This is a genomic window from bacterium, from assembly GCA_021158245.1.
Lineage (GTDB): Bacteria > Zhuqueibacterota > QNDG01 > QNDG01 > QNDG01 > QNDG01.
In genome coordinates, this window is the sequence record JAGGVB010000041.1 from 1 (window position 1) to 14,738 (window position 14,738).

General features: G+C 38.9%; 11 protein-coding genes. All 11 read left to right on the plus strand.

Annotated features, from left to right (window positions below):
- Positions 1-1,868: carbohydrate binding family 9 domain-containing protein (locus J7K93_02075; protein MCD6115777.1), on the plus strand; the 1,868-nt coding region annotated here is incomplete at its 5' end.
- Positions 1,869-1,887: 19 nt separating this feature from the next.
- A complete protein-coding gene (locus J7K93_02080) occupies positions 1,888-2,814 on the plus strand; it encodes a DUF1080 domain-containing protein (GenBank protein MCD6115778.1) in 927 nt (308 codons plus the stop codon).
- 103 nt (positions 2,815-2,917) lie between these two features.
- A complete protein-coding gene (locus tag J7K93_02085; protein ID MCD6115779.1) occupies positions 2,918-4,177 on the plus strand; it encodes a TolC family protein in 1,260 nt (419 codons plus the stop codon).
- 52 nt (positions 4,178-4,229) lie between these two features.
- Positions 4,230-5,153 carry an efflux RND transporter periplasmic adaptor subunit gene (locus J7K93_02090; GenBank protein MCD6115780.1) on the plus strand — a complete coding sequence of 308 codons (924 nt, stop codon included), beginning with the start codon at positions 4,230-4,232 and terminating at the stop codon, positions 5,151-5,153.
- The gene (locus J7K93_02095; GenBank protein MCD6115781.1) at positions 5,150-8,203 is read left to right on the plus strand and encodes an efflux RND transporter permease subunit; all 3,054 of its coding nucleotides are present in this window, start codon (positions 5,150-5,152) and stop codon (positions 8,201-8,203) included. Before J7K93_02090 ends, J7K93_02095 begins: the two co-directional genes overlap by 4 nt.
- A gap of 293 nt (positions 8,204-8,496) precedes the next feature.
- A complete protein-coding gene (locus tag J7K93_02100; GenBank protein MCD6115782.1) occupies positions 8,497-8,988 on the plus strand; it encodes a hypothetical protein in 492 nt (163 codons plus the stop codon).
- Positions 8,989-9,027: 39 nt separating this feature from the next.
- Positions 9,028-9,843, plus strand: a complete 816-nt coding sequence (locus tag J7K93_02105; protein ID MCD6115783.1) for a phosphatase PAP2 family protein — start codon at positions 9,028-9,030, stop codon at positions 9,841-9,843.
- A gap of 170 nt (positions 9,844-10,013) precedes the next feature.
- On the plus strand, positions 10,014-11,135 hold the full coding sequence (locus J7K93_02110) for a glycosyltransferase family 4 protein (protein MCD6115784.1): 1,122 nt from the start codon (positions 10,014-10,016) through the stop codon (positions 11,133-11,135).
- A gap of 205 nt (positions 11,136-11,340) precedes the next feature.
- Positions 11,341-12,519: a peptidase C1 gene (locus J7K93_02115; GenBank protein MCD6115785.1), complete on the plus strand. Its 1,179-nt coding sequence runs from the start codon at positions 11,341-11,343 to the stop codon at positions 12,517-12,519.
- Between the two features lie 239 nt (positions 12,520-12,758).
- A complete protein-coding gene (locus tag J7K93_02120) occupies positions 12,759-13,337 on the plus strand; it encodes a hypothetical protein (GenBank protein MCD6115786.1) in 579 nt (192 codons plus the stop codon).
- Positions 13,338-13,455: 118 nt separating this feature from the next.
- Positions 13,456-14,613, plus strand: a complete 1,158-nt coding sequence (locus tag J7K93_02125) for a class I SAM-dependent RNA methyltransferase (GenBank protein ID MCD6115787.1) — start codon at positions 13,456-13,458, stop codon at positions 14,611-14,613.
- The last annotated feature ends 125 nt before the right edge of the window (positions 14,614-14,738 follow it).

A 14,738-nucleotide genomic window follows, 5' to 3' on the forward strand; every position in this document is an offset into this window, starting at 1 on the left:
AAAACATTGTTGCGCATAAACTGGAAAGAGATTTTTCCAGCCGAGGAGAAGATAATTTTGAAATTGTTATTGACACTTATCATGACCGGAGAAACTGCTACCATTTTATTGTTAACCCAAACGGAGCCAGATATGATGAATTGATTACTGACGAAGGAAGAGGCAGAAACAGAGACTGGAACGGGGTGTGGGACGTACAAACCCGAATCACAGCACAAGGATGGTTCGCAGAAATCCAAATACCATTTTCAACTCTTAAATTTAAAAAAACTGATAAGCAGATATGGGGTATTAATTTTGAGCGCAACATCAGCAGAAAACATGAGCAGGTTTTATGGCAGGGATGGTCGCGTAACTACAATCTTGAGCAGGTATCCCATGCAGGTATTCTTGCCGGAATTGAAGGAATATCTGGCGGGCATCTTGTTGAAATAAAGCCTTACATCACAGCCGGCGTTGAAAAGCATGAATCCGGGAATCCAAACGGCATAACACATATTGGCGGTGATATTGATTATCTGCTGTCTTCGAATCTTAAATTAAACCTTACTGCCAACACCGATTTTGCCCAGATAGAATCCGACAGATCAGTTATCAATCTCAGCCGATTCTCTATTTATTATCCTGAAAAAAGAAGTTTCTTCCTTGAGGGAAAAGAAGCCTTTTCTTTTGGAGCCCGCGGTATGCCTTCTGTTTTTTATTCCCGCAGAATAGGGATTAAGAACGGCTCCCAGATCCCTATTATCGGCGGAGTTCGTTTAATGGGGAAAACCGGCAGAACCAATATAGGAATGCTCTCAATGCAGACAGACGCAGCAGCAGGAGATCCATCTACAAATTTTTCCGTTCTCAGGCTTAAACAGGACATTGCAGGCCAGTCAAATGTTGGAATGATAGTAACTTCCAAAAACTCTTCAGCAGGATCAAATTATGTTTACGGAGTAGATGCAAATTATGTAACATCTCATCTGTTCGGAGATAAAAATCTCTCCATAGGCGGATCATTTGCCCAATCGCAAACAGGATCAAATAATAATGGAAATTCAACGGCCTATTCGGTATATTTAAGCAGTGATAATGACAAAATTGAATACGATTTTGCTTTTGCAAGAGTGCAGAAAAATTTTGATCCTCAGGTTGGATTTCTGAGAAGAAAAAATTACAAATTCCTTTACACTGAACTGCAGTTCAATCCACGGCCATCATTCATTAAATGGATAAGAAAAATGGAAGTTAAACCAATTGATGTGGATGCCTATTTTACAGATGACACAAATGAGCTTGAAACTCTCGGAATGGAGTGGCGGCCTCTGGGGTTCTCCACAAAAAGCGGTGAATACATGGAGTATAATATTCAGAGATTTTATGACAGGCTTGACGAACCATTTGAAATTAATGACGGCGTTGTTCTTCCGATCGGGGGATACTGGTACACAAGACACGAACTTCAGGGAGGCACTTACAGAGGGAGGAAGGTATCGGCAGGTATGGGTGCAAGCTGGGGACACTACTACACAGGATCCCGTGCTGAATTTCAGATTGAACTGAACGCAAATATCAACCGGCATTTCAACCTTAGCTGCGATTATTCCTATAATGATCTGAAATTTCCCGAAGGTGCTTTCAGAACTCATGAAATAGGCGGCAGAGCCCAGTACGCTTTTAATACAAAACTTTTAACCTCATTTTTCGGCCAATGGAACAACGAAGACAATAAAATTCTGATTAATTTCCGTCTGAACTGGATACCAAAAATCGGAAGTGATTTCTATCTTGCAGTTAATCAGATACTTGACACATCCGGCGGAAAATTAACAGTGAAAGATTTTACCATACTTTCCAAACTTGTATGGCGATTTGTTATTTAACTATTTAAGGAGGTGCACAATGTTAAAAAAACACATGATTATTTATGTAACAGCAGTACTTTTATTTGTCGGGATTACAGCATGCAGCCAGCAGAAAAAGACTGACACTAAATTACCGTTAAAAGTGCAGCAGTCTGTTAAACAAGCTTTCCCTGACGGGAAAATAATAAAAGTGAAGAATGAGAATGAAAATGGCAAAGAATATTTTGAAGTACTGGTCAGGACCGATGATACTTTATATGAACTTGACCTGTCTTCTTCCGGAAAAATTCTCAAAAAAGAAATTACTACATCAGAGCAGGAAAAAGAAGAATCTCTGAAAGAAAAGAACGAAGAAGAGGAAGAATTAGTTTTTACTTTTGACGGAGATGAAACCGGCGGACTTCCTGACGAATGGGTCTCATGTAAAACGGGAAAAGGCAATCCCGGAAAATGGGTAATTTTAAAGGATTCCACAGCTCCAAGCAAACCTAACGTGCTTGCACAGACCAGCAAGGAAAATTTCGGTTATCATTTTAACATCGCAGTTGCGCAAAATACGGATTTTGAAAATCCTGAGATAAATTTAAAATTTCAAGCTGTTGACGGACAGGAAGATCAGGGAGGCGGGCCTGTGTGGAGATATCAGGACGCTGACAATTACTATATCTGCCGTGCCAATCCGCTGGAAAATAATTTCAGGGTTTATAAAGTGATAAACGGCAACCGGAGACAACTCGGGAGCGCATCTTTTGAAATCCCTGCAAAAGTGTGGCATACAATTAAAGTGGAAAACAGAGGCAGCCGGATTAAATGCTGGCTTAACGGAAAACTATATCTTGATGTTAATGATGATTCTTTCAAATCAGGAAAAGTCGGGCTCTGGTCCAAGGCTGATGCTGTAACCTATTTTGATGATTTTGAAATCAGTCAGGAGGAATCTGAATCCGGGTCTGAAGATGATTAATTGACAAATAAAACCTGTAAAAAATCCGGGGCGGGATTTGAGGTTATAACCGATTCTTTTGCCCCGGATAATCTTTTTTAACTTCATTTTTGAAAGGTTAATAATGAAGAAGGTTAAATTGATATTAATGTCTTTTTTTGTATTAGTTCTGACTTTTCAAAAGCAGGCACTTTCCCGCGACATAACTCTTTCCAAGTGCATTCAGAGTGCAAAAAACAATTTTTATCTTATAGAGGCCAACAAACATGCAGAAACTGCTGCGGAAAAAGCCTTTAAAGCAAAAAAATCCCTGTCCATGCCTCTTTTTTCCGGGGCATTAACTGCAGGCAAACATTATCTTGATTCTTACAATTTCAATCAGGAATCATCCCTGATTAATATTGACTGGGCAGTGGGAGACCTACTTTTAAAAACTTCTGAAGCTGATCTCCAGAATGTATTTATCAAAAGGGCTCAAAAAAAGGAACTTGTTCTTAGTATCACTAAAAGAACTGCTGAACTTTATTTTGTAATTTTACAAAAACAGAATCGTCTTGAACTATTACAAAAACGTCTTGCACTGCTTAAAAATCATTTTGATGTAGCTCACGCTTTATGGAAAGCAGGGAATAAAACTCAATTGGACATTCTGAGAACCCAGGCAGAAATATCAATTCTGCAGGAACAGATAGAAAAACAGAATATGGATATAGAAAATAAATGGCAGGAACTCGCTCTGCTTACAGGATATGATATTTCTGCAAAACCCAATCTTCTGCCCGTTGATATTGAAAGACTATGCACAGAGCCTTTGCCTTCTCTTGATAAAAACAGTTTTGAAAACCATCCTGCAGTTCAAAAATACTCTTTTATGATAAAAGCTGAGGATATTAAAAGAAAAGCTGTTTATGCCGGTCGCCTTCCACATCTCAGCATTTCAGGAGGGTACATTAATGACAGAGATCCTGCAGGTGACGGAAATTTCTGGCAGGTGGATGCCGGAATCAGCCTGCCTCTGTTCCGCTGGGGAGAGACCGGATATAAACGCCAAAAATATCAGGCAGCGGCTCGTTCCCTTACTGCCATGAAAATGAATACAGAGCGAGAACTTAAAATAAAAACCGTTCAGATTATTGAACGCCTGAAAAAAATAAAAAACATACTTGCTCTTCAACACACAAGGGAAATAACCTGCGAAAAAGCATTCAATTTTTCCAGAACGAGTTATGAAGCAGGACTTATCACAAACCTGGAGTACCTTGCAGCAGAACAGCAGTTTACTGAAACACAAATTGTCGTACAGGAGACCAGGCTTGAATACGTACTTAATTTGATTGATTTCTATATAATAACAGGACAAACAGAAAAAATTATGGCATTTTAGTAGTTATAATATTACTTATTAAATAATTTTAAAAAAGCATAAAGGTACAACCATGAAAAAATTTATTTTTCTTTTATTACCAATGATTATTTTTATCTCATCATGCAGAAACAGCCGCCAGGAGCTTTCTCAAACTGTTACTCCTCAAATACACATCAAGGCAGAGCCTGTTATCCAGGCTGATATTACTGATACCGTAAAAATCTACGGAGAAGTAAGACTGAGGAATGAAGCAATGCTGGCTTCCCAGTTTGACGGCAGATTAACTGAATTCTCTCTGCTTATTGGTGACAAGGTGAATAAAAAACAACAGGTTGGAATTATTATCCCTCCCAGGAGAGAAGCTCTTCTTCAGGTAATGAACCGGATAAGCTCTGATTTACGTCCAATGCTGAAAGAACAGATAAAATCCATACCCTTATCCAGTCCTGTGCAAGGTACTGTACTCGAAGTATTTCACCACAGCGGTGATGTGCTTCAAAAAGGGGAAACTATAGTACATATCGGAAATTTAAATACTCTGGATATATACGGTGATCTGCCCATAACCTACATAAACTCAGTTAAAAAATTAAAGAATATATCAGTTGAATTTGTCAATTTTTCCCATAAGCCGGTAATGGCTCCCATTGAAGCTGTAAACGGTAAAGTGGACAAGACAAAGCAAATCGTTATTTTAAGGCTCAGACTTGATAACCCGCACAGAGGATTCCGCCCCGGAATGCTTGTAACTTTAAAATTCCCGGGGAAATCTCACAAATCAGCTCTTTTAATACCGCGCGCTGCTCTTTTGGAAGAAGAAGGTGTTTACAATGTTTTTGTTGTTAAAGGAAATAAAGTTGAAAAACGTTTTGTCAAACCCGGAATTTTCAATAATAACAAGGTGGAAATACTATCCGGCCTGAAACAGGGAGAGCTGATTGCAACACAAAAAGCATACTCCTTAATTGACGGAATGGAGGTAATTGCCGAATGAAAGGATTATCCGGATTTGCAGTAAAAAACAAAGGAGCCGTAGTTTTTACAGCTCTTCTGCTCTCTTTAATTGGATTTTATCTGATTTACGAAATCCCTGAAGGCGTTTTCCCTGATGCTACTTTCCCCAGAATTGCAGTAATGATTGACTATGGTCTGGCTCCTCTTAAGCAGATGGAAATGGAAGTTGCAAAACCAATTGAAGAGGCTGTAATGATGGTAGAAGGAGTACGCATTGTCCGTTCTTCCATCAGCAGGGGCTCTGCGGAAGTAAACATTGATTTTCAATGGAACCAGGATATGTTCCGCGCTTACCAGCTTGTGCAGGCGCAGGTCAGCGGTATCCAGAACCAGCTGCCAAAGGGAGTAAAACTGGAAGTACGGCGTTTTACAACCAGCACCTATCCTGTAGCAGGATTCAGCCTGACATCGGACAAACTTGATCTTCTGCACCTGCGTGACCTTGCCATATATACTATCCGTCCGCAACTTGCAAGTATTCCCGGTATCTACAACATTGAAGTAATGGGAGGAAAAGAGAGGGAATACTGGGTCAACCTTGATCCTCAGAAACTTGCCGCATTAAAACTTGATTACAAAACTATTGAAGATGCTCTGCAAAAATCAAATTCCTTAAAATACGTGGGCAGGCTTAACGAATCGAACAAACTGTATCTGAATATAGCTGACAACCGTTTTTTAAATATTAATGATATTAAAAATACAGTTATCGCACGGCGCGGTGCAACTCCGGTCTATCTGTATGAAATAGCTGATGTTAAACCAGCACTGAAAGAGACATTTCTTGCATGCGAAAGCGATCTTAAACCTGCGGTACTTGTAACAATAATTAAGCAGCCTGGAACAAACGCAGTATCTATAATGAAAGAGGTAGAGAAACGCTGGGATGACCTGAAATCAAATGTACTGCCTGCAGACGTAAAGGTTAAAAAATGGTACGATATGACAGACTTTATCCGGCGGTCAATGCACAACGTCCGCGATGCTATATTTCTCGGCGCTTTACTGACAATTCTTATTCTGCTCCTCTTTTTACGCCGGATACGGATTACGCTTGTTACTGCTGTAATTATACCTATTGCTCTTTTAATCACGTTCATTTTTATTAAGATGATCGGAGCCAATTTAAATTTAATGAGTCTCGGCGGTCTGGCAGCAGCAATCGGAATTCTGGTGGATAATGCAATTGTTGTTGTAGAAAATATTGAGCGTTATCTTGAGGAAGGGCATCAGCGGACAGACGCTGTAATTGAGGCAACAAAAGAAATAATTCCTCCTCTTCTCGGAGCCACCCTTACTACACTTGTTGTTTTCATTCCTCTGGTATTTTTATCAGGCGTGCCCGGTATCTTTTTCAGAGCACTGGCCTCCACTCTCGCTATTGCTATTTTTGTTTCAATGCTTCTCGCAGTGTTTGTAACACCTGCAATAGCTGTTATTTTTATTTCAACAAAAAAGAAAACACAGGGCTCCTTTCTTCCTAAAATAATTAATCTTCAGCAGAAATCACTTAAAATGATTATGCACCGTCCCCTGATAATCTTTCTGCTTATAGCTGTTTTAATCTTTGTCACTTTTTTCTCATATCTCAGAATCCCCAGCGGATTTTTGCCTGAATGGGATGAGGGAACCATTGTACACGATTATCTTGCACCTCCGGGCAGCTCAATTGAGGGTACAAAAAGTATGCTTAAGAGTATTGCTGAATACATCATGAGCATACCGGATGTTGAGACTTATTCTTTGCGGACAGGACGCAGCCTTGCGCATCCCAGGACCCACGCTAATGACGGAGATTTTGTCATCAGCTTGAAAAAGGGTCACAAACTCTCTTCTTTTGAGATCATGGACATGCTGCGTAAATTTGATGAGACTCATGAGCCCCGTCTTGAACCGGAACTGTTTCAGGTTCTTCCTGACAGGCTGAACGATCTCAGCGGTGAGATTGCTCCTATTGTAATTAAAGTGTTCGGGAACAATCTCTCTGTTATTCAGCAGACTGCCGCACAAATCGCTGACTCCCTGAAGAATGTAAACGGCGCTGTTGATGTCTATAAAGGCTTTTTCCGCGGTGAGCCGGAACTTACTATCCGGGTACATCCTGAAGCTGTCAGTCGTTACGGACTTTATGTTGATGAAATAACCCGGGCAGCTCACATGGCATTGTGGGGGGATGTACCTACAACTATGATGGAAGGACTAAAGATGATTCCAGTCAGAGTCCGCTATAACAGAGAGGACTTTAACCGTTTTGAAAGAATCAAACGACTGCCTGTATATTTGAGCTCAATAAACAGAGTTCTGCCTCTTGAAGAAGTGGCTGACATACAAAAACTGCCCGGCAAAACAGACATTGACCATGAAAACTTAAGCCAGGTTGTTAATATAAAAGCGCACATTTCCGACCGTGACCTTGGAAGCATAATTAAAGATGTTAAAACTATGCTCACACATATACCTCTGTCTCCGGGAGTTACAGTGGAAATTGGCGGGCAGTATGAGAGCCAGCAAAGAGCTTTCCGCGAGTTGATTCTGATTCTTGCTTTCGGCATTTTGCTTGTTTATTCAATTCTGCTTTTCGAATTTAAATCATTTAAAACATCAGGTATCATACTTTTTGGTACTGTGCTTTCTGTCAGCGGTGTTTTTCTTATGCTCTGGATTACCGGCATTCCTCTTGACATATCTGCTTTTATGGGTATGATAATGATAATCGGTGTGGTGGTTAACAACGGTATTCTGCTTATTGATTATGCAGAGAAATATATAAAGAAAAACCACGACATTGCAGAAGCTCTGCTTCTTGCAGGAAGAGTACGCCTGCGTCCGATTTTAATGACTACACTTGCAACAATATTCGGTTTTATGCCCCTGGCTCTTGCTTTTGGCGAAGGTTCCGAAATGCTCAGGCCTCTTGCAGTATCAATGATCGGAGGAATGAGTCTGTCCATGCTGCTCTCTTTACTGATAATTCCGGGACTGTACTATATTGCTAATAGACGCCAACATGTTTTTAACAGTAATGAATAAATTTACAAATAATGAAAATATATTGGGGAAACATCTGCCTGCTCTGGCAATAGCTGGTTACTTCTGACAGTTGTTTCCCCAATAAAAATCACGGGCATAGTCAACCTTTGTAATTTAAGAAAAAAATCTTCCGGGTTTTAACAGGGAATATAATATATTTTTATTTTCATTTGCATTAATCATAACTATCTCATAAATTTTTTAGTAATGACCCTGCCTGTTGCACACAATAAAACTTATTATCTGGCCTAAAAATTAACCCTTTGTATTTAATGTTGAAATTTAATATAATTATGAATATGGAGAATCAGTACAAAATTCTTGTTTTTACTAGTCTCATCCTTTTTAGCCTGCAGCATAATGCTGTAAAAGCCCAGTCAATTACAGTCAGAAATGACTGGGATCTTTCAATAGGATATTCTGATCTCGCGTCTCCACCTGTAAGCGATTTAAAAAGTACATATAAAAGTAAGATCCGGCAGACAAGAATACGCATAAGAAGGGCAAGAAATAAATTCTGGGAGGTCTCAATCAGTATGAGCCCGGACGCTGACTGGCCAGGTGATTTTCATCTCTATGCAAAAAGAACAAGAGACGGTAGAGGAAGGGAATATGTTGAGGGAGGTGAAAGCTTTCAGGAAATCACACAGATTGACAATTACTTTTTCGATGGATTCCTTAACAGAAGAAGAATGTGGGTACAGTACCGTCTTACAGGAGTAAGTATAAAAATTCCTTCAGGTACTTACTCAACAACAATAACGTATACGGTTATAGAAACATAAATTTTTACAAAGCATTAATTTTATCGGAAAAAGGGAATCATGGACAAAACACGTAACCTGTTTTTTATAATTTTATTTTTCATTTTATCTCACCAGGCTTTATTTTCTCAAAAGAGATTCTCTTTTATTAAAGAGGATATAAACATTGTAATTAGTGATAATAAAAAATTTTGTTCCGGAATAACGGACTTTAAAAGAAATGATCTTATTAAACTGGGAATTATAACAGGGGGCACTTTTCTCTTATTCTCTGTTGACAGAGATTTGAAACAATTTGCTCAAAATCACAAAAGCAGTCAAAATGATAAAATATTTAATTTTGACAGTTTTTACGGAAATTCATATACGGCAGGATTTACTCTTGGAATTTATGGAGCCGGCCTGATTTTAAAAGATAAGAATGTCCGCAGGGCTGGTTTAAAATCTATGGAGGCTTTTGTATATTCGGGAATGGTTACAACTGTTTTAAAAATACTGATAGGCAGAAGAAGACCTTATGGCGGGGACAGCAATCTTTTTTTTAAACCATTCCAAAAAGAATCTTTATATAAATCCCTGCCAAGCGGCCATACAACAGTCAGTTTTGCCGTATCCTCCGTGCTGGCAGAATCAGTGGATAATTCCTTGTGGAAAATCTTCTGGTATGGTTCCGCCGGAATGGTGGCAGCTTCACGTGTTTACCACAATGCTCACTGGTTTTCCGATGTGGTTTTGGGCGGGATCATCGGTTACAGCGTGGGGAGTTTTATTATAAAATCTGATGACGGAAAATTAGATAAGAGCAATTCTCACATAGTAAAAAAAATTGCTCCATATTTTGCAAGTAATGGCGCAGGACTGATGATTCGATTTTAGCAGGTGGTTAGTTTAATCAAATATTTTAAAATATTTAATTAAACTATAACTTATATTAATTTTGATTTCGATCAATTTTTTTGTAAATTTCCGAAAGTATTTTGCAGGTTCAAATAACTCCTTGATTATATCCGGGAACAGTACTGCATAAAATTTTAAAGGAAGCCAAAATGGAAAGCTTGAATATTCTTTTCATAAACTCCATTCAAATGTGGGGCGGAGCGGAAATTTGGCTTATGGATGTGATGCACGGCCTGATTGGCAAAGGCCATAAAGTGACGCTTGTCTGTCAGCCGGACACCATTCTTGAAAAAAATGCCAGGAAGGAAGGCTTCGATGTTGTATCTGTAAAAATGCGCAGCGATTTTGACCCTCTTGTCATCATGAAGATATGGCGCCTCATGCGGAAAAAAAATATTCATGTTTTGTGTACCAACATGGACAAAGAGTTGCGATTTGGCGGCATTGCAGCCAAACTATCCGAAGTAAAAGCTGTTATCCCTTCACGGGAAGTAGATTATCCCCTGAAAAACAAACTTCGCTATCGATTTACATACAATTATCTGGCAGATTATATCATTGCCAATTCTTTTTCAACAAAAAACACTCTGCTTAAAAATGCTCCCTGGTTACAGGCAGATAGAATTGAAGTGGTTTATAAAGGCATCAGCCCTGAACCATATCTGGAGGCACCTGATGACAGAGGAAAAATCCGGGCTGAATTTGGTGTCGGCCCGGAAGAACATCTCGTAGGATTTGTCGGACAAATTGATGAAAGAAAATGCATTAAAGATATCATCAGGAGCATTCCTGCTGTTTTGAAAGAATTGCCTGATACCAAATTCCTTTTTGCCGGAAAAGGGAATCTTGAAGAATATCTTTTAGAACAGAAGAGCAAACCCGGACTGACTGACAAAATAATTTACGCAGGTTTCCGTAAAGATATTCCCGCAATCATGAAAGCAATTGATCTGCTTATTCTTCCGTCAAGAGTAGAAGGATTCGGATACGTTTTAATTGAAGCCATGGCAGCAGCAAAACCCGTTGTAGCAACAAACGTAAGTAGTATCCCGGAAATTGTAAAAAATGGTGAAACCGGCTTGTTGGTTCCTGTTCATAAACCTGAAGCATTGGCAGAAGCAATGCTAACTATCCTTAGAGATAAAAACATGGCTGCTCTTATGGGTAAGAATGGGCGTGACAGAATGATCGGAAATTTTACAATTGAGCGAATGGTAACACACATAGAATCTATTTTCCTTGATTTTGTAAACGGTGTAAATAAAAAATAAACCTTTATATAAAAACAACAAAAAAATATTTTCCCATAGAGGACAATTGCAGCAATATTTAAATCATGGACTTTTATTTTTTCTTGACCATTATGCAACTGCTGCTTATCTTAACCTATACGATTTATAACAAGGACAAATTGAAAATATCCGCTATCATAATTCATTTTGTTGTTTCTTAATCTTTGCAAAAAGGAGGATTATTATGCGCAAACCTATGAAGATTGCCTGTCTCATCCTGACTGTAATTTTGTTTGCCGGGTTCAGTTTTGCCCAGGACAAAAATTATTACAAACCCACAACAAATTTTTGGGGAAAACCCGATACTATCCTGACTATGGATTTTTCGAGAATTCACATACCTGCATCACCAGAATCTTTCCAGCAGGTATTCCATTTCTCTCCCATACGCCAGGATACTACAGGAACATGCTGGTGTTTTTCAGGAACATCTTTTCTGGAATCGGAAATCTACCGCATCCACAAGAAAAAAATTAAACTCTCCGAGATGTTTACAGTCTACTATGAGTATGTTGAAAAAGCAAGACGTTTTGTTAAAGAAAAAGGTAATTCGGTTTTCGGAGAGGGCTCGGAAGAAGACGGCGTTATAAACAGAATTAAACAGTATGGTATTGTAAGAGAAACTGATTACAAAGGGCTGCTGCCCGGCGAGACAAAATACAACCATAGCAAAATGGTTAAAGAACTCTCAGACTATCTTGCATTTATTAAAAAGAACGGATACTGGGATGAGAAAATTACACTGACAAACATCAAATTGATCTTAAATAAATATATGGGCAAACCGCCTGAAATTATTGATTATAACGGCCGGAAAATGACTCCCAAACAATTTGCAGAAAAAATTGTTAACCTGCCGATTGATGATTATGTAAGTTTAATGTCATTCAAGTACCTTCCTTTTTACACAAAGGGTGAATACAAGGTTCCGGATAACTGGTGGCACAGTAAAGAGTACTACAATGTTCCTCTCAATATCTGGTACAATGCTATTAAAAGTGCAATTAAAAACGGATACTCAATTGCCATTGGCGGAGATGTCTCAGAACCCGGGCATAACGGAGAGGCCGATGCATGCATTATCCCGTCTTTTGACATCCCGACAAAATACATCAATCAGGATTCCCGCGAATTCCGCTGGTATAATCATACTTCTCAGGACGACCACGGAATCCATCTTGTAGGTTATACTCATTATAAAGGCCACGACTGGTTTCTCATTAAGGATTCGTCTTCCAGCGCCAACAAGGGTAAATTCAAAGGTTACTTTTTCTTCAGAGATGATTATGTTAAACTTAAAATGCTGACCTTTATGGTTCACAAAGATGCAGTTAAAAATATCATGGCAAAATTCAACAAATAATGGTTTTAATATAAAATATGGCCGTATGATTATTTATGCGGCCATATTTTTAATGTTTTAAAGAAACAGTTATTTTTATTTATACCCCAAAATCAACAATGATCCCATTTTACAATTATACTTAAAATTAACTTTCTTATCTTATCATCATCGGCTTAATATTTGCATCTATACTACATTGATTATAGTTTATATTTGGCAGTCTTCGATCTCAGCAAGCTAACATATTGAGATTATTAATGATAAAGATGATACTGAATAAATATTTTTATGTTGCAACTTACAAAATTAAACCTTTGTATTTAAGGTTGAAATTTAATATAATTATGAATATGAAAAACCAATACAAAATCTTTGCTTTTACTTTCCTTCTCTTCTTTTTTATACAAAATAATACTGTTAGAGCTCAGTCAATTACAGTCAGAAATGACTGGGATTTGTCAATCGGATATTCTGATCTGATTTCTCCTCCTGTAAGCGACTTAAACAGTACTTATAAAAGCGAGGTAGAGCAGACAAAGATACGAATAGGAAGGTCCAGAAATAAATACTGGGAAGTATCAATAAGTATGAGCCCTGATGCTGACTGGCCGAGTGATTTTCATCTCTATGCAAGAAGAACAGGAGATGGCACAGGAGACGGATACGTTGAGGGAGGTGAGGACTTTCAGGAAATAACCGAGATTGACAACTATTTTTTTGACGGTTTCTTAAACAGAAGAAGAATGTGGGTACAGTATCGTCTTACCGGGGTAAGTATTGCAATTCCTGCCGGAACATATACCGCTACAATAACATATACGGTTGTAGAGATTTAACCTTTTTTACAAAAAGTATAAAACCATTAAAAACATCGCTACAATCATTCAATACTTGCAAATCATCATAAAAATCAATATATATAAAGGCACAACTTTAATGAGGAATAACAGCATTATGTCCACAGCAAAAGCCGATTACCTTTATCAAAAGAACCATGTCTTCTTTGCACAAACAGCCGGCGGCATAGAAGAACTGGCATGCAAGGAGGCAGAAACTCTGAAAGCAGAATCAGTGAATCCCGGCTTCAGAGGTTTCTTTTTTAAGGGTAGTCCGGAGGTTCTATACAGGCTGAATTATCAGGCCCGGCTGATTACCAGAATCCTGGCGCCGCTTACAAAATTTTACTGCAACAATACTGATGATATATACAGATATGCATGGAAGATCAACTGGCCGGATATTTTTAATCTAAAAAATACCTTTGCTGTTTTCAGTAACGTATCCAACAGCAACATTACCCACTCAAAATTTGCAGCTCTAAAACTTAAGGATGCGATTGCTGATAAATTCAGAACACGCAGAAACAACAGAAGGCCGAATGTTGACACAAACAATCCTGATATTCGTTTTTTTCTACATATTAATAATAACAAGGCAACAATTTATCTTGACACATCAGGAGATTCCCTGCATATGCGGGGGTACCGGAAAAAAAGCGTTTCTGCTCCTATGCGCGAAACAGTAGCAGCTGCAATTATACAAATGATAGAATGGAATGGTGAGCAGCCGCTATATGATCCGATGTGCGGCAGCGGTACTCTTTTATGTGAGGCGCTGATGCACTATTGCCGAATCCCTTCAGGATACTTGCGGAAACGATTCGGATTTGAACTGATGCCTGATTTTAATCCTGCAGTTTGGAAAAAAGTAAAATCAGAAGCAGACAGCCTGATCAGGGAACTGAAACCCGGTTTAATAAGCGGTAGTGATATTGACTCTGCGGCATTTGAAGCATGCACGGCAAACCTAAGTGAACTCCCCGGCAGTCTTAAAGTACAGGTTGAACAAAAAGATTTTAACAAACTTGACAATCTAAATAACAAGGTAATCGTCACTAATCCACCTTACGGCTTCAGGCTTAATAAACAAGATGAAACAGCTCTCATTAAATCATTCGGTGACTTCCTTAAACAAAAATGCAGCGGTTCCACTGCTTATGTTTATTTCGGCAATCGGGAATTAATTAAACGGATAGGGCTAAGAACCGCTTTTAAAAAGCCTCTGCAGAGCGGAGGCCTTGACGGCAGGCTCTGCCGGTTTGACATGTATTAACGACCTACTCTCCCACCCAGTCGCCCAAGTGGTACCATCTGCCGCGGGAGGGCTTATCCGGCTGCTGCCGGATCGGAATGGGATCGGGTCTTACTCTTAAATCATTCATCAAATTATTCCCGTTA